Here is a 15,687-nt window from a genome sequence, read left to right as displayed (position 1 = left end):
GTTCACCACGCGTAAGCATCAGGTGCATGGCATGTGCGGAATACGAGTTGTCGCGCTTTGCTAGTTACATCGCGCGATTCCACTGTCATCATCAGTCCCATCATTTCTCTCGGGTGGGCACACGTGAATATCGACAAGACTCTTCCGGTCATGGTGACTGGCGCAACCGGCTACGTCGCGGGCTGGCTGGTCAAGCGGCTGCTCGACGAAGGCTTTACCGTCCACGCACCGGTCAGGAATCCGGACGATTCCAGCAAGCTGAAATACCTCGATGAAATCGCGGCTAGATCGCCGGGGAAAATCCGCTACTTCAAGGCCGATCTACTGCAGTCTGGCTCGTATCAGGAAGCGATGGCCGGTTGCCAGGTGGTGTTCCACACCGCGTCGCCGTTCAAGATCGACGTCAAGGATGCACAGAAGGAACTGATCGAACCCGCGCAACTCGGCACGCTCAATGTGCTCGATACCGTCAACCGCACGCCGTCGGTCAAACGCGTCGTGCTGACCAGCAGTTGCGCGGCCATCTACGGCGACAACGCCGACCTCGACAAAGCCCCGAACCGCGTATTCACCGAAGCGATCTGGAACACCAGCTCATCGCTTAAACATCAGCCGTATTCGTATTCGAAAACGCTCGCCGAACGGGAAGCGTGGAAAATCGCGAAAGAGCAGAATCGCTGGGATCTGGTGACGATCAATCCGTCGCTCGTGATCGGCCCGGGCATCAATCCGGACGGCACGTCCGAGAGCTTCAACATCGTTCGTCGTCTCGGCGACGGCACCGCGAAGGCGGGGCTGCCGAATATCGGCATCGGCCTGGTCGATGTGCGCGACGTCGCCGAAGCGCATTTGCGCGCGGCATTCACCGCGGAGGCTAACGGCCGCTATATCACGTCCGGTCACAACTCCAGCTTCCCGGAAATGGCTTCGACGCTGGTAGCTCGCTATGGTCGCGACTACCCCATTCCGCGGCGCACGCTACCCAAATGGCTCGTCTGGCTGGTCGGGCCGATCGCGGATAAATCGGTGACGCGGAAAATGATCGCGCTGAACGTCGACCGTCCGTGGAAGGCCGACAACAGCCGCAGCCGCAATGAACTCGGCATTCGTTATCGGCCGCTCGCCGAATCGATGAACGAGTTTTTCCAGCAGTTCATCGACGCAGGACGGTTTGCAAAATGAACCGCTTCCAGATCGGGCCGGGTTGGAGAATCCTGTTGATCGATGTCGGCATCGCACCCGAGGCGGCACTGCGGCGCGCACAGTTACCCGTGGATCTCTGCGCGCGAAAAGACGCGAGTCTTTCGAGCCGCGAATATTTCCGCTTGTGGAAAGCCATGGAAGACCTCGGCGGCGGGTCGTCACTCGTGATGCGCATTCTCGACAAGATGTCGGTCGAAGCATTCGATCCAGCGATCTTCGCCGCGCTGTGCAGCCCGAATCTGGAAGTGGCCGCGCGGCGCATCAGCGAACTCAAGCCGTTGATCGGACCGATCCGGCTGGATGTGGAAACCACAGCGGACGCACTGACGTTGAAGATCGATTTTCTCGACCGGGAGACGACGGTTCCCGGCAGCCTGATCGCAATCGAACTCGGCTTCTTCGTGCAGCTGGCGCGAATCGCGACGCGTACCCGCGTCGTTGCACGCAGCGTCACGACGCCGGACGATCTACCTCATCTCGACGGATACACCGATTTCCTCGGCGTCACGCCGCGACGTGGCAATGGGATCAGTATCAGTTTTTCGATGACCGAGGCGAAGCGGCCGTTTGTCACCGCGAACGACGCGATGTGGGAGGTGTTCAAACCGGAGTTGCGTCGGCGGCTCGTGCATCTGTCGTCGGAAGCGAGCATGGCGGAGCGCGTTCGCGCGGCATTGCTCGAATCGATTCCGAGCGGCCAGAGCAGCGCCGACGACGTCGCGCGCAGACTGGCCGTCAGCAAACGCACGCTGCAGCGGCGGCTCGAAGAGGAAAACGCCGGCTTCAAGGCGATACTCTCCGACGTCCGCGAACAACTCGCGCGGCACTACGTGAGCAACTCGCATCTGCCGTACGGCCAGATCTCGTTCCTGCTCGGCTATCGCGACCCGAACTCGTTCTTTCGCGCGTTCAATGCATGGACCGGCATGACGCCGGACACCGCACGCACGCAGGCCGTGCATTGACCGCGCGAGATTACTTCGATTTCTCGACCGCCTTGACCAGCGTGAAGCCCGACGGCTGCAACTGGTAGTAGTACACGCCGCCGCCCTCTTCATTGCGGCTACCGTGCACGACGATCAACCGGCTGTCCGGCTTGAATCCGATCGGATCGGTGACGTCCACGTCCCAGCAGCAGACGGTGAACGGCAGCCAGGTTACGTGGCCGTTCTTCGCGTCGATCGCGGCGGTCATCACACACGAAGCGCCGCATCCCCAGTTCACCAGCGAGTAATGCCCGGCGAAGTTGGGTTTCTGTCCGCTGAGTTCGCGTAACCGCGTCGCAAACTTGCGATCCTGCGCCGATACGATCCGCACCTTCGCCGGCTTGCCGGTGAAGCTGTCCGTCACCTTGTAGTCGTCAAACGCTGGCACGGCGTCGTCCGCACGCACCTGAGCCGCGCAGAAAAAAGTCGCAGCAAGCGCCGCGATAAGAAATGTCCGCATCGGATCAATACCAGTGATGTTTTTGCCAGAACAGCTTGGCGGTTTGCGAGCTGTGATAGCGACCGAGAATATAGTGAATGCCGCCTTGACATTCCTCGACCGCATTGCCGAACGATTTTTCTCCGTGCGGATTCAGATCGTATTGAGGACGCAGCAGCTGATATAAACCGCGCGCCGTCGAACTGCTATTGCGCGCGTTCACGACGCCCTCGGATTCCTGAGCCATGATCCACAGGAAATCGTCGAATTCGGTCGCCGGCACTTTCTCGATCGTCATCGCCTTGCGCAGTGCGTCCTGCGACGAAGCCGGCACGCTTGCCGGATCTTTCTCTTCCCATTTCTTCTTGGCCGGCTTGGGCTGCCGGTGTTTATGCACGGGCTTTGTTGGCATGAGTCATCCTGCATCGATGGACAATATTGAGCGGCGCCGAAAAAACAGTCTCGCCTGTCTGCATGACGATAATCGCCGGCGCTTTTTCAAGCCGCGCGGTTTTAAATATCAAACCAGGTCAAAACCGTCGGCGCAGGCAGCAATATATCGCCATTGATTCCGCTTCGTCTATCGGATGCAGGGTTAAATCCGTGTTTTACAAATAAGAATATAGCCGTCACCGGAGCGTCATCCGGAGACGGCCCTCCTTCAATCAGATCGCGTCGTCTAGATCGTTCAGATTGCGCCCGCGCGTTTCGGTCGACAGGAACACGCCGGTCAGCGTCAGCAGCGACAGCACGGCGGTGTACACGCCCATCACCCAGAACGCGCCGTCCGCCTGCTGAACCAGGTAGATGCCGAGCACCGGCGCGAGGCCGCCCGACAGCACCGCGCCCAGTTCGCGCGCGAGCGCAACGCCCGAGTACCGATACCGGTTGCCGAACAGTTCGGCGAAATGCGCACACTGCGCGCCGAGCATACTGTTGGCGCCGAGCGCGAGGCCACCGAACATCGCGAGCACGATCCACAGCGGGTCGCCGGTGCTGACCATCCACCACGACGGAATCGACCATAGCACCATGAAGATCGCGCCCGCGCGATACACGGCAATGCGCCCGATCCGATCCGACAGCGCGCCGAACAGCGGCGTCGTGATCACGCTCGCGAGCGTCGCGATCAACGCGCCGGTCGTGCCGATCGCGGCCAGCTCCGACGGTCGCACGCCGAGTTTCCCCGCGACCGTGCCGCCAAGAAACGCGATCACGATGGTCGTGTAGATCGTCGAGCCGCCCTGCTCCGCGAAGCGCATCAGCACCGCCGCCAGTACCGGCCGCCGCGCATCGCCGAGCACCGCGCGAACCGGCGAGCGCGCGACCTTGTGCGCGCCTTCGAGACTGAGGAACACCGGGCTCTCGCGTAGCCGCAAGCGGATCCACACCGCGATGCCGATCAGCACGATGCTCGACAGAAACGGAATGCGCCACGCCCACGCGAGGATCGCTTCGTGGCCGAGCGTGTGCTGCATCACGCCGAACGTCGCCGTCGCAAGACCGAAGCCCGCGAAGATGCCGACAAACGGCAGCGCCGCAAAGAACCCGCGACGCGGCACCGGCGCGACCTCGGCCATCAGCGTCGACGCGCCCGCCTGCTCCGCGCCCGCGCCGAAGCCCTGCAGCAATCGCAGCAACACGAGTGCGACCGCGCCGACAGTGCCGGTCGGCAGCAGACCGATCAGCGTCGTCGATGCACCCATGATCGCGATCGTCACGAGCAGCACGAACTTGCGTCCCTTGCGATCGCCGAGCGAACCGAAGAAGAGTCCGCCGAACGGCCGCGCGAGAAAACCCGCGCCGTACGTGCCGAAGCTCGCGAGCAGCGCCGCCTTCGAACCGAGCGCCGGGAAAAAGATATGGTTGAACACGAGCGCGGTTGCGAGTCCGAAGATCGCGAAGTCGTAGTACTCGAGCGCGCTGCCGACCGCGCCCGTGAGTATCGCGCGCCGCAACTGCTCGGGCGGCACGACGGTGCCCTGGGTCTCGATGCGGCCGGCGGCCGCATGCTGTCCTCCTGACAGGCTTTGCTGCGCATCCATCTATGTCTCCTTGAAAGCATGGTTGTCCGGTTGATCGGGCATGCGTTTTCTGTTTGTTCTTGTTGTATGCGGCCGGCTGATTGCCGGTCCGTGTATCGCCTAGCGATTGCGTTCGTGCTCTACGAATTCGAGAAGTACACCGCTGTGGTCGATCTCTCCGTGCGCGGCGAGCAGCGCTTCGAAGAGATCTTTGGTGAGTTCGGTATAAGGCATGCGCGGCAAACCTGACGTACCGTCATGCATTTCGCGCGCGGCATGCAGCGCGTTGTCGAGATCCTTGATCTGCGTGGTCGTGCGGCCGGCTACCGTGAAATCGCGTTCGGCCATCCGGCGTCCGTGCAGGCGCAGGACCGTACCGTCCGCGTAACCGCCGGAAAGCGCATCGACGAGCCGCCCGGCATCACCGCCGCCGCGCTCCACCAGCGCCATCGCCTCGGCGACCGCGCCGATCGTCGCACCGACGATCACCTGATTTGCCAGCTTCGCAAGTTGTCCCGCGCCGCTCGGTCCCACGCGCACCGGACGCCCCATCGCACGAAGCACCGGCACGACGCGTTCGAACGTGTCTTCGTCGCCGCCGCACATGATCGCGAGCATGCCGCGCTCGGCGCCGCTGACGCCACCCGACACCGGCGCATCGAGATGCGCGATACCGCTCTGCGCGAGCAGACGGGCATGCTCACGCGCTTCGTCCGGACGGATCGAACTCATATCGACGACAACCGTGCCCACACGCATCGCCTTTGCAGCGCCGCGCGCGAACAGCACATCGTGAACGGCAGGACCGTCGGCGAGCATCGTGATCACGATGTCGGCATCGGCGAGCGCGGCCGACGGATCGTCCGCGACGCGTGCGCCATCCGGCACGAGCCGCTCGGCTTTCTCGCGATTCCGGTTCCACACCGTCACCGAAAAGCCCGCGCGCAGCAGCACGCGCGCCTGCCGCTCGCCCATCAGGCCGATTCCGAGAAATGCCACCCGCGCCACCTGCGGTAAAGCCACCGTCGAATCCACCATCGCGCACCTGTTGGATCGTGCTGCTGGACATGAACCGGCAAACCGGGCAAACTTGAATTTATGGTTACCGGTAACCTAAAACAAATCTAACACGCGGAGATAGCATGCACAAGGCGGATTTACTGGTAGTCGCGCGATATCCCGACGCCGACATGGCCGAGCTGGAGCGGCACTACACGCTGCATGTGCTGCAAGGCGCAGCGAACCCGGACGCGCTTCTTGCCGAGGTCGGCCCGCGCATCCGTGCGCTCGCGACGAACGGCGAAGCCGGTGCGAGCCGGCAGTTGATCGATGCGCTGCCGAACCTCGAAGCGATCGTGTCGTATGGCGTCGGCGTCGATGCGATCGATCTCGAACACGCGACACGTCGCGGCATCCGCGTGACGTATACGCCGGACGTGCTGACCGAAGACGTCGCCGATCTGGGCATGGGTCTGCTGCTCGCGATCGCCCGTGAGATTCCGCAGAACGACGCCGCCGTCCGCGCAGGCGAATGGGGCAAGCGCACGCTGCCGCTCGCGACGCGACTGTTCGGCAAACGGCTCGGCATCCTCGGGCTCGGACGCGTCGGACGCGCGCTCGCGAAACGCGCGGAAGCGTTCGACCTGTCGATCGCGTATCACGATCGTAACCGGATCGAAGGCGTGCGCTACGCGTACCACGACAGCGCAGTCGAACTCGCGCGACACGTGGATTTCTTCGCAATCTGCGCAGCAGCCGACAGGAACAATCGCGGATCGATCGGGCGCGAGGTGTTCGATGCGCTCGGACCGCAAGGCATTCTCGTCAACATCGCGCGCGGCAGCATCGTCGACGAGCCGGTGCTGCTCGACTATCTTGCGACGCAGCGTATCCGTGGCGCCGCACTCGACGTATTCTGGAACGAACCGTCGATCGACGCCCGCTTCGCGACGCTGCCCAACGTCGTGCTGCAACCGCATCGTGCGAGCGCGACGGTCGAGACGCGTGCGGCGATGGCAAAACTGGTGCGCGACAATCTGGAAGCGTTTTTCGCGGGCACACCGCTCGTGACCGAATACCCTCTGCCAGCGAAGACCATCTGAACGAACACGGAGACACCATGACCGACGCCCGCTCCCCACAAGACCGTCACGCCGAAGCAGCGGACGCGCACGACACGACCGGCACGAAACGCCTGCGCAGCCGCCGCTGGTTCGACGACCCCGCCGACCCGGGCATGACCGCGCTGTATATCGAGCGCTACATGAACTACGGCATCACGCGCGAAGAACTGCAATCGGGCAAACCGATCATCGGCATCGCGCAGACCGGCTCCGATCTCGCGCCGTGCAACCGCCATCATCTGCAGCTCGCGCAGCGCGTGCGCGACGGCATCCGCGACGCCGGCGGCATTCCGCTCGAATTCCCGGTGCATCCGATCCAGGAGACCGGCAAGCGCCCCACCGCCGCGCTCGACCGCAATCTCGCGTACCTCGGCCTCGTCGAGATCCTGCACGGCTATCCGCTCGACGGCGTCGTGCTCACGACCGGCTGCGACAAGACGACGCCTGCCTGTCTGATGGCGGCGGCAACCGTCAACATTCCGTCGATCGTGCTGTCCGGCGGACCGATGCTCGACGGCTGGTGGCAAGGCAAGCTCGCCGGTTCCGGCACGGTGATCTGGGATGCGCGCAAGCGGTTGTCCGCCGGCGACATCGACTACGACCAGTTCATGGACGAAGTGTCGGCGTCGGCACCGTCGGCGGGTCACTGCAACACGATGGGCACCGCGCTGTCGATGAACTCGCTCGCCGAAGCGCTCGGCATGTCGCTGCCCGGCTGCGCGGCGATTCCGGCGCCGCATCGCGAGCGCGGCTGGATGGCGTATCACACGGGCAAACGTATCGTCGAAATGGTCGGGGAAAATCTGCGTCCGTCCGACGTGATGACGAAACACGCTTTCGAAAACGCGGTGGTTGCCGCAGCCGCGCTCGGCGCGTCGTCGAACTGTCCGATCCATATGATCGCGATCGCGCGGCACATGGGCGTCGAACACACACTCGACGACTGGCAGCGTCTCGGTCCGGATGTGCCGCTGCTGGTCGACTGCCAGCCGGCCGGACGTTTTCTCGGCGAAGCGTTTCATCGCGCGGGCGGCGTGCCCGCCGTGATGCGCGAACTGCTCGCGGCCGGCAAACTGCACGGCGACGTGCGCACGGTCAGCGGTCGCACGCTTGCCGAAGATCTCGCTCCCGTGCAGGCGCCGGACCGCGAAGTGATCCGCGCGTATGACTCGCCGCTGAAAGAAGCGGCCGGCTACGTGGTGCTGTCGGGCAATCTGTTCGACAGCGCGGTGATGAAGATCAGCGTGATCGACCCGGCGTTCCGTAAGCGCTTTCTGTCGGACCCCGCGCATCCGAACGTATTCGAAGGAAAGGTCGTCGTGTTCGAAGGACCGGAGGACTATCACGCGCGGATCGAAGACCCGGCGCTGGGTATCGACGAGCGTTCGGTGCTCGTGATCCGCAACTGCGGTCCGGTGGGTTTTCCGGGCGGCGCCGAAGTCGTGAACATGCAGCCGCCTGCCGCGCTGCTCAAGCGCGGCATCGACGTGCTGCCGACACTCGGCGATGGACGGCAAAGCGGCACGTCGGCGAGTCCGTCGATCCTGAACGTGTCGCCCGAGGCGGCGGTCGGCGGCAATCTTGCGCTGCTGCGCACCGGCGACGCGATCCGTATCGATCTGAACGCGCGCAAGGTCGACGTGCTAATTCCCGATGCCGAGATGGCGCAGCGGCGCGCGGACTACCGGCCGCCTAAGCTTGACCACAAAACGCCGTGGGAAGAAATCTCTCGCAGCATGGTCGGGCAGCACGGCAGCGGCGCGTGCCTCGAGCCCGCGACGCTGTATCTGAACATTCTGGAAACGCGCGGCGAGTCGCGGCACAACCACTGATCGCTTGGCGCGATCGCATTAAAGGGGGTCACGCGCTTTCGCGCGCGATCACCTCGTAGTGGATCTTGAAGACCTTCGGCATGTCGGCCGGTTCGGTTGATGTCGTGCCGGTTTGCTCCGCCTTGTGCTCGCGGCGTGAACGGCTCGGCTGCTCGCGGCCGTCGAGTGCGGCGAGCAGCGATGCACCGGCGGAACGACCGATCCCGTATGCGTCGACCGATACCGTCGTGATCGACGGGAAGCAATGTCGCGACACTTCGAAGTCGCCGAATCCCGCGACCGCGAGATCGCGCGGCACCGACAAGCCGCGTCGATGGCACGCCATGATCGTGCCGAACGCGTGGATGTCGCTCGCGCACATCACGGCATCGGTGTCGGGCCAGCGTTCGAGCAGTTGATCGAGCGCTGCGGCGCCGTGACCCATCGCGGCGCCGTGCGCCATGTCGGTGGTCCACTCGGTGTGCGTGATGTCGCGTGGCTCTGCGAGCCCGGTGGCCTTCACTTCCTTCAGATAGCCATTACGCCGGTCGATGCCGCGCAGGTCCAGCTTCGACGCGCTGCTGACGAAGCCAATGCGCCGATAGCCGCGTTCGTACAGATGACGCACCATCGCGCGCGCGGCATCGCTATTGGAAAAGCCGACGACGCGATCGATCGGATCGCGCGGCAGGTCCCACGTTTCGATCACGGGAATGCCCGCGCGTGCGAGCAACGAATGCGTGTCTGCCGTGTGATGGCCGCCCGTCAGCACGACGCCGCGCGGTGCGTAGCGCAGCAGCGCGCGCACCAGCGATTCCTCGCGCTCTTCGCGATAGTCGGTATAGCCGAGCAGCAGTTGCATGCCGCGCGCTTCGACCGTGTCGCTGATCCCACGTACGGTATCGGCAAAGTTGGAACTGGTGAGCGATGGCACGAGCACGACGACGAAACTCGATCGCCCCGACGACAGCGCGCCCGCCGATGCATCGGCGACGTAGCCGGTTTCCGCGACCACGCGCAGCACCTGCTCGCGTGTTGCGGCACCGACCCGCTGCCCCGTCAGCACGCGCGACACCGTCATCTTCGACACCCCCGCCAGCCGCGCGACATCCGCCATGCGGACCGGCGCGGATGTGTCGGCCTGCGTCGAGGACGTTGGGGGCGGTGGTGCGTTGTCGTGATCGCTCATCGCGCTGCATGCAAAGGAAAATAACGCTCGAATCTTACCGTAAGCGTCTGCCTCCGCGATGCCGCGCGCTTATGTCTGACATCACGTCTGCAGCGCGAGCGGTTCGGCGTTGTCGTACAGACGGTTCAACAGCTTGCGCAGCACGTCGACTTCCGCTTTCGTAAAGCAGCCGAGCGCGACGTCTTCATAGTGCTTCGCGAGCGGCACGATCTCGCGCGCCAGCTTTGCGCCGGCCGCGGTCAACGACAGTCGGATCGCGCGGCCATCCTCGTCGCTACGTTCACGCGACACAAGTTTCTGCGCAATCAGCCGGTCGACGATGCGCGACAGCGTCGACATGTCGACGCACGCACGGACGACGAGTTCGGACAACCGTTGATGCGGCGTGTGCCCGAGCGATGCACACACGCGCCACTCGCTGAGACTCAGGCCATACGGTTTGAGCGCCTTCGCAAAAGCCCCGCCCATCCGGCTGCCCGTGCGTGCGACCAGATACGGAACCGCTTTCTCGAGATCGTGGTCGACCGTGATCGACGTATCGCCGCGTTTGATCATTTTATTTTCATCCCTTTTTGATACTTTGTTTGCATCTTCAAGTATAGCTTAGGCCTCTCTTGCAACAGGCAGCGCGCCAGGGTTATCCCGAGTATTTATTTGAATATTCAAGTATAGACTACGCCAAAACTTACTTGATTTTTCAATCAAACCATTGTGAGAGCCCCATGAAAGACAAGATTGCGCTGGAAGAACACTTCGCCATCGATCTGACGATCGCCGATTCCGAGGTCTACGCCCGCCCCGAAGTGTGGCCGACGCTGCGCTCGAACCTGCTCGACTTCGAGCAGCAGCGCCTCGAAAAAATGGACGAATGGGGCACCGCTCTTTCGATCCTGTCGCTGAACTCACCGGCCGTGCAGGCCATTCCGGATGCGCACCAGGCAGTCACGGTTGCAAAACGTGCGAACGATCTGCTCGCCGAACAGATCCAGCGCCACCCTACCCGCTTCGGCGGATTCGCTGCGCTGCCGATGCAGGATCCGCACGCCGCCGCGCTCGAACTGGAACGCTGCGTGACGGAACTGGGCTTTCACGGCTTTCTCGTGAACGGCTTTTCGCAGGTCGGCGATGCCGACACGGTCGCGTACTACGACGCACCCGAGTTCACCGACTTCTGGACCCACGCCGCCGCATTGAACAAACCGTTCTACATGCACCCGCGCGACCCGCTGGCGTCGCGCGAACCGATCTACGAAGGCCGTCCGTGGCTCACCGGACCGACATGGGCATTCGCCGCCGAAACCAGCATGCACGCGCTGCGTCTGCTGTCGAGTGGATTATTCGACCGTCATCCGCGACTGCAGATGATCCTTGGACACTTCGGCGAAGGCCTGCCGTTCAACATCTGGCGCGTCGATCACATCCTGCGTAAGGGTCGCCGCGGCATGCCGTGCGCGCGCGAAATCGGCGACTACCTGCGCGACAACGTGTACATCACGACGAGCGGCAATTTCCGCACGCCGACGCTGCTGTCGACGATGCTCGAAGTCGGCAGCGACCGCATCATGTACTCGGTCGACTATCCGTTCGAGAAGCACGAAGACGCCGCCGGCTGGTTCGATCGCTGCGAGATCAGCGAGCTGGATCGTCGCAAGATCGGTCGCGACAACGCGCGACGTTTATTTGGCCTGTCATGACGACGTCTGACGAAAGAACGGTCGTCGATATCGCGGCGGTCGTCGACACGCAGCCGATCGGCCGCTTCCAGATCGCGACGATGGTGCTGCTCGGTCTGTGCGTCGTGATCGACGGTTTCGATGTGCAGGCGATGGGTTTCGTCGCGCCGTCGATCATTCACGCGTGGGGCGTGTCGCGTGCCGCGATGGGGCCGGTGTTCGGCGCGAGCCTGGTCGGCATGCTGGTCGGGTCGCTCGCGCTCGGGCCGCTGGCGGACCGCATCGGCCGTCGTCCGGTACTGATCGGCTGCACGTTCTTCCTTGCGCTGTGCATGTTCGCGACGTCGTTTGCCGCGACGTTGCCGCAACTGCTCGCGCTGCGTCTCGTCACCGGCGCGGGGCTCGGCGGCATCATGGGCAACGCGATCGCGCTCGTCAGCGAATACAGCCCGGCACGCCGGCGTGCGACGCTGATGATGTGGGTGTCGTGTGGATTCACCGGCGGCGCGGCGTTCGGCGGTGTCGTGTCCGCGCTGCTGATTCCGCTCGCCGGCTGGCAGGCGGTGTTCCTGTTCGGCGGCGCAGTGCCGTTCGTCGTCGCGATTGCGATGGCGATCTGGCTGCCCGAATCGATGCAGTTCATCGTCGCGCGCGGCCGTGGCGGGAACGATATGCAGCGTGTCGCACACTGGTTGCGACGCATCGCCCCCACGTTGCCGTTCGATGCACAGACGCGCTACCGGCTGCACGAAGCCGCGCCCGCAGGCAGCCCGGTCCGCGCGTTGTTCTCCGATGGTCGCGCACGCGTGACGCTGCTGTCGTGGGGCGTCAACTTCATGAATCTGCTGAACCTGTTCTTTCTCGCGAACTGGCTGCCGACGATCGTCACCGACGTCGGCTATAGCGTTGCCGACGCGGCACTGGTCGGGACGATCCTGCAGGTCGGCGGTGTGATCGGCACGCTCGCGATGGGTCCGTTGATCGATCGATGGGGATTCTTCCGTGTACTGACGCCGTGCTATCTGATCGCTGCTGCCGCGATCGTCGGCACCGGACAAGCAGCACCTGTGTCGCTCGCGCTGTTGCTGGTCGTGGTTGCCGTCGCGGGCTTCGGGATCGTCGGCGGACAGCCCGCGAACAACTCGCTGTCGGCTACGCTCTATCCGGTGACGTTGCGTGCGACCGGCGTCGGCTGGAGTTTAGGCATCGGCCGCGCGGGATCGATCGTCGGTCCGATCGTCGCGGGTAGCCTGATGGAATTGCACTGGAGCGCGCAGCAGCTGTTTTATGCGGCGGCTGTGCCTGCATTGCTGTCGTCCGTGATGCTGTATGCGATGTCGCACGACAGACTGTTTGCGTCGTCGCGGCGTGAAGCAGAGACGGTGTAAACGACAAAGGCCGGCGCGTTACTTTCGCGCCGGCCTTTTATTCACGCTTCGATTTATTCCGTGCTTCTTGCACCGCTCACACGAGACGGAATCAGCAGCAGAAATCCGCCAACCATCGCCATGTTCTTAAAGAAGTTGTTCAACTGCCCGTTGAATTGCGCCGGATCAGCAGCCCAGAAGCGATGCGCGACGAACGCGGTGAGAAACGTATAGATCGCGAGAATCACGGACAGCTCGCGAATCCGCCAGCCAGCGATCAGCGCGATGCCTCCGCCGATTTCGAGCAGGATCACGAGCGGCACGATCCACTGCGCGGCGGGCAGACCGAGCGTCGAGAAGTACGCAACGGTCGCCGACCACGTCAACACTTTGCGGACGCCTGCAATCAGGAAGAGCGCCGACATCATCGTGCGGGCGACGCGCAGTTTCAGCGTGTCTTCTACGGGGGCTGCAGCGTGCAGGGAGAGATTCATCGGATGCTCCATCTAAGAGTAAAGGTAAAAAAAGCCTTCTGGAATGCGATGCACGGAGGTTCAGTACGCGGTCGGCGGATCGCCGTCGAAGGCACGCTGAAGCAGCGCACGGATCGGTTCGCGTTCGACGGGCCGCGGATTCCAGTACGGATTGCTGCATGCGATATCGGCCGCGCGATCGAGGTCCGCTTCCTGCATGCCGATCTCTTTCAACGCGACGGCGGCGCCGTTGTCGCGCGCGAGCGCATACATGCCCGACGACGCATCGTCGCTACGCAGTGCGCGCGCGATCCTGTCCATTGCATCGGGCGCAGCGAGCGCGTTATAGGCAAGCGCATGCGGCAGCAGGATCGTGTGCGTCTGCGCATGCAGCAGATTGAAACTGCCGCCAAGCGTATGACAGAGCTTGTGATGCAACGCCATGCCGACACTGCCGAGCACGGTGCCGCACAGCCATGCGCCGTAGAGCGCGTCGGTTCTTGCATCGGTGGCATCGCGATCGTTGATGCCCGCGACGATCCGCGGCAGGCTGCGTGCAAGCGCGGCGATACCCTCTTCCGCCATCAGGCTCGTGACTGGATTTGCGTCGCGCGAATAAAGGCCTTCGGCCGCGTGCGCGATGGCGTTGATGCCGCTGGTGAGCGACATCTGCAGCGGCAGCGTTGCGGTCAGATCAGGATCGTAGATAACGGTCTTCGGCAACACACGTGGATCGGTGCCCGTGCGTTTGAGCCCGCCTTCAGTGATGCCGTACACCGGCGTCATTTCGCTACCGGCATAGGTGGTAGGAATGGCAAGCACCGGCAGCCCCGACTCCAAAGCAATCGCCTTGCCGAGCCCGATCGCCGATCCTCCTCCGACTGCAACCGCACAATCGGCCCCGAGCGACGCCGCAATTTCACGCGCCTGAATCGCGAGCTCGAGCGGCACGTGCATCGTCGCACGATCGAAGAGTCCGGCCGCGCGTGCACCAAGTCGTTCGACCACCGACGCACCGAGCGCACGCTGTTCGGTCCCGCACAGCACCAGCACGCGTTGCGCACCCAGTGCGAGCACTTCGCGTTCGAGAAACCCGAGACTGCCGCGACCGAACACGACGCGTGCGGCACGACCGGTGTAGACGAATTCACGCGCGGACATCGTCGGGCTCCGATGCATGAATTTCATGCGCTGCGTCCGCTGCGCATGCGGCATCACCGACCTCGTAGTCCACCTGAAACCGCGCGGTCCGCAGATCGCCGAGACGCTCGCGCACTCGCATATGAGCAGGATGCGTCGCATAAGCGGCCAGCGCCTGCGCTGACGCGAAATCCGCAACGAGTGCAACGTCGCACGCGTAATCGACGCGACTGCGATCGATGCCGACTTCGATATGCAACAACCCGTCGACCACATCACGCAGGCTCTCGAACTCCTGCTTCACACGCAGGCTCGATGCCAGTCGTTGATCGGCCGTTTCGCCCTGCACGCGCCACATCACGAGGTGCCGGATCATTGCGTACCGCCCTTTGGATTCAACACGAACTCATAGTCAAGCGTATAGAACGGCTCGTTCATCACGGTGCCGTCCGGTGCGACGCCGGGATCGTGACGGACCCAGTCGGCGATCAGTGTCGAGCGCACGCCGAACACCGCATCGGAATCGAGGTACTGGTCGCCGTCGCGGAACACATGCGTAATCAGCGGCTCGTAGCCGGCCGCGTCGATCCAGAAATGCAGATGCGCCGGCCGCCACGGATGTCGACCGAGGGCCGTGAGCATCCTGCCGACCGGACCGTCATAAGGAATCGGATAAGCCTCCGCGAGAATCGAGCGAAAGTGGAAGCGGCCATCGGGCAGCGAGCGCAACCGGCCGCGTCCTTGAGGCTCGATTGCACCGGACGCATTGGGTGTCCCCTGCACGTCGTAGAAGCCCGCTTCGTCCGATTGCCACACGTCGATCGTCGCGTCGGCGACCGGTTCGCCCGCGAGACCGCGCACGCGGCAATTGACGAAACACGGCGCACCCACCGCGCCGTTCGACACGTCGTCGCCGTTCTCGAACTCGGGCGCCCCTTCGACGAAGAACGGACCGAGCACGGTCGCCTCCGTGCATTCAGGAGGCTTGCGATTGTTCTGCGTGGTGACGAGCATCGAGAGTCCGAGCGTGTCGGACAGCAACACGAATTCCTGGCGCCGCTCGTCGGTGATGTGGCCGACGTCGGTGAGAAAGAGCACCGCCTGCAGCCATTCGGCTTCGGTGAGTTTGACGTCGCGCGCGAACGCATGAAGGTGCTGGATCAGGCTCGTCATGACGGTGCGTAAGCGTTCGTCGGTGGTCTCCGACATGGCCGCGAGCACGGCCTGGGTGATGGTGTCTTCGCTGATGTTTTGCACGG

The 15,687-nt window shown here is 63.5% G+C and carries 16 protein-coding genes; 6 read left to right on the top strand and 10 right to left on the bottom strand.

Features of this window, described 5'->3' with window-relative positions; all coding sequences use genetic code 11:
* Nucleotides 1–150 precede the first annotated feature (150 nt).
* Nucleotides 151–1,182, top strand: a complete 1,032-nt coding sequence (locus tag E1748_RS19065; protein WP_133648716.1) for an NAD-dependent epimerase/dehydratase family protein — start codon at nucleotides 151–153, stop codon at nucleotides 1,180–1,182.
* Entirely contained in the window at nucleotides 1,179–2,168 is a 990-nt protein-coding gene (locus tag E1748_RS19060) for an AraC family transcriptional regulator (protein WP_133648715.1), read from the top strand. The genes E1748_RS19065 and E1748_RS19060 overlap by 4 nt, the downstream gene beginning before the upstream one ends.
* Nucleotides 2,169–2,178: 10 nt before the next feature.
* On the opposite strand, the gene E1748_RS19055 is transcribed toward E1748_RS19060, so the two are convergent.
* From E1748_RS19055 to E1748_RS19040, 4 genes are all read right to left on the bottom strand, one after another.
* Complete coding sequence (locus tag E1748_RS19055; protein ID WP_133648714.1) at nucleotides 2,179–2,649, bottom strand: hypothetical protein; 471 nt, start codon at nucleotides 2,647–2,649, stop codon at nucleotides 2,179–2,181.
* Between the two features lie 4 nt (nucleotides 2,650–2,653).
* On the bottom strand, nucleotides 2,654–3,040 hold the full coding sequence (locus E1748_RS19050; protein ID WP_133648713.1) for an aggregation-promoting factor C-terminal-like domain-containing protein: 387 nt from the start codon (nucleotides 3,038–3,040) through the stop codon (nucleotides 2,654–2,656).
* A 253-nt stretch (nucleotides 3,041–3,293) separates the two neighbouring features.
* Entirely contained in the window at nucleotides 3,294–4,673 is a 1,380-nt protein-coding gene (locus tag E1748_RS19045) for an MFS transporter (RefSeq protein WP_133648712.1), read from the bottom strand.
* A gap of 99 nt (nucleotides 4,674–4,772) precedes the next feature.
* Nucleotides 4,773–5,651, bottom strand: a complete 879-nt coding sequence (locus E1748_RS19040) for an NAD(P)-dependent oxidoreductase (RefSeq protein WP_420819331.1) — start codon at nucleotides 5,649–5,651, stop codon at nucleotides 4,773–4,775.
* A gap of 143 nt (nucleotides 5,652–5,794) precedes the next feature.
* On the opposite strand from E1748_RS19040, the gene E1748_RS19035 reads away from it, so the two are divergent.
* Both E1748_RS19035 and E1748_RS19030 read left to right on the top strand, forming a co-directional pair.
* Nucleotides 5,795–6,754, top strand: coding sequence for a 2-hydroxyacid dehydrogenase (locus E1748_RS19035; RefSeq protein WP_133648710.1), 960 nt, complete (start codon nucleotides 5,795–5,797; stop codon nucleotides 6,752–6,754).
* A gap of 17 nt (nucleotides 6,755–6,771) precedes the next feature.
* Entirely contained in the window at nucleotides 6,772–8,607 is a 1,836-nt protein-coding gene (locus tag E1748_RS19030; protein ID WP_133648709.1) for an IlvD/Edd family dehydratase, read from the top strand.
* A gap of 28 nt (nucleotides 8,608–8,635) precedes the next feature.
* Here E1748_RS19030 and E1748_RS19025 read toward each other — a convergent pair whose 3' ends face one another.
* Together E1748_RS19025 and E1748_RS19020 are read right to left on the bottom strand one after the other, a co-directional pair.
* Complete coding sequence (locus E1748_RS19025; protein WP_133649434.1) at nucleotides 8,636–9,703, bottom strand: LacI family DNA-binding transcriptional regulator; 1,068 nt, start codon at nucleotides 9,701–9,703, stop codon at nucleotides 8,636–8,638.
* A gap of 153 nt (nucleotides 9,704–9,856) precedes the next feature.
* A complete protein-coding gene (locus E1748_RS19020) occupies nucleotides 9,857–10,330 on the bottom strand; it encodes a MarR family winged helix-turn-helix transcriptional regulator (protein WP_133648708.1) in 474 nt (157 codons plus the stop codon).
* 167 nt (nucleotides 10,331–10,497) lie between these two features.
* Here E1748_RS19020 and E1748_RS19015 point away from each other — a divergent pair, with 167 nt between their 5' ends.
* Together E1748_RS19015 and E1748_RS19010 are read left to right on the top strand one after the other, a co-directional pair.
* Nucleotides 10,498–11,469 carry an amidohydrolase family protein gene (locus tag E1748_RS19015; protein WP_133648707.1) on the top strand — a complete coding sequence of 324 codons (972 nt, stop codon included), beginning with the start codon at nucleotides 10,498–10,500 and terminating at the stop codon, nucleotides 11,467–11,469.
* Nucleotides 11,466–12,836: an MFS transporter gene (locus tag E1748_RS19010; RefSeq protein WP_133648706.1), complete on the top strand. Its 1,371-nt coding sequence runs from the start codon at nucleotides 11,466–11,468 to the stop codon at nucleotides 12,834–12,836. Before E1748_RS19015 ends, E1748_RS19010 begins: the two co-directional genes overlap by 4 nt.
* A gap of 53 nt (nucleotides 12,837–12,889) precedes the next feature.
* Here E1748_RS19010 and E1748_RS19005 read toward each other — a convergent pair whose 3' ends face one another.
* Genes E1748_RS19005 through E1748_RS18990 form a run of 4 tightly spaced genes read right to left on the bottom strand, consistent with a single transcriptional unit; the run spans nucleotide 12,890 to nucleotide 15,685 of the window.
* Nucleotides 12,890–13,309, bottom strand: a complete 420-nt coding sequence (locus E1748_RS19005) for a DoxX family protein (protein ID WP_133648705.1) — start codon at nucleotides 13,307–13,309, stop codon at nucleotides 12,890–12,892.
* Between the two features lie 60 nt (nucleotides 13,310–13,369).
* The gene (locus E1748_RS19000; protein WP_133648704.1) at nucleotides 13,370–14,449 is read right to left on the bottom strand and encodes a maleylacetate reductase; all 1,080 of its coding nucleotides are present in this window, start codon (nucleotides 14,447–14,449) and stop codon (nucleotides 13,370–13,372) included.
* Nucleotides 14,436–14,804, bottom strand: a complete 369-nt coding sequence (locus E1748_RS18995; RefSeq protein ID WP_133648703.1) for a Dabb family protein — start codon at nucleotides 14,802–14,804, stop codon at nucleotides 14,436–14,438. The genes E1748_RS19000 and E1748_RS18995 overlap by 14 nt, the downstream gene beginning before the upstream one ends.
* Nucleotides 14,801–15,685 (bottom strand): intradiol ring-cleavage dioxygenase, encoded by an 885-nt coding sequence (locus E1748_RS18990; protein ID WP_133648702.1) that lies wholly within the window; start codon nucleotides 15,683–15,685, stop codon nucleotides 14,801–14,803. Before E1748_RS18990 ends, E1748_RS18995 begins: the two co-directional genes overlap by 4 nt.
* Nucleotides 15,686–15,687 lie beyond the last annotated feature (2 nt).

Source organism: Paraburkholderia flava (assembly GCF_004359985.1).
Lineage (GTDB): Bacteria > Pseudomonadota > Gammaproteobacteria > Burkholderiales > Burkholderiaceae > Paraburkholderia > Paraburkholderia flava.
The sequence above is the reverse complement of the archived record's forward strand: the minus strand, read 5'-3'. Positions and strand labels throughout refer to the sequence as shown.

Coding starts and splice junctions, on each gene's coding strand:
- E1748_RS19020 (WP_133648708.1), bottom strand. CDS start 10,330: ATGATCAAACGCGGCGATACGTCGATCACGGTCGACCACGATCTCGAG.
- E1748_RS19025 (WP_133649434.1), bottom strand. CDS start 9,703: ATGGCGGATGTCGCGCGGCTGGCGGGGGTGTCGAAGATGACGGTGTCG.
- E1748_RS19055 (WP_133648714.1), bottom strand. CDS start 2,649: ATGCGGACATTTCTTATCGCGGCGCTTGCTGCGACTTTTTTCTGCGCG.
- E1748_RS19045 (WP_133648712.1), bottom strand. CDS start 4,673: ATGGATGCGCAGCAAAGCCTGTCAGGAGGACAGCATGCGGCCGCCGGC.
- E1748_RS19015 (WP_133648707.1), top strand. CDS start 10,498: ATGAAAGACAAGATTGCGCTGGAAGAACACTTCGCCATCGATCTGACG.
- E1748_RS19050 (WP_133648713.1), bottom strand. CDS start 3,040: ATGCCAACAAAGCCCGTGCATAAACACCGGCAGCCCAAGCCGGCCAAG.
- E1748_RS19065 (WP_133648716.1), top strand. CDS start 151: ATGGTGACTGGCGCAACCGGCTACGTCGCGGGCTGGCTGGTCAAGCGG.
- E1748_RS19035 (WP_133648710.1), top strand. CDS start 5,795: ATGCACAAGGCGGATTTACTGGTAGTCGCGCGATATCCCGACGCCGAC.
- E1748_RS19060 (WP_133648715.1), top strand. CDS start 1,179: ATGAACCGCTTCCAGATCGGGCCGGGTTGGAGAATCCTGTTGATCGAT.
- E1748_RS19000 (WP_133648704.1), bottom strand. CDS start 14,449: ATGTCCGCGCGTGAATTCGTCTACACCGGTCGTGCCGCACGCGTCGTG.
- E1748_RS19005 (WP_133648705.1), bottom strand. CDS start 13,309: ATGAATCTCTCCCTGCACGCTGCAGCCCCCGTAGAAGACACGCTGAAA.
- E1748_RS19010 (WP_133648706.1), top strand. CDS start 11,466: ATGACGACGTCTGACGAAAGAACGGTCGTCGATATCGCGGCGGTCGTC.
- E1748_RS19030 (WP_133648709.1), top strand. CDS start 6,772: ATGACCGACGCCCGCTCCCCACAAGACCGTCACGCCGAAGCAGCGGAC.
- E1748_RS18995 (WP_133648703.1), bottom strand. CDS start 14,804: ATGATCCGGCACCTCGTGATGTGGCGCGTGCAGGGCGAAACGGCCGAT.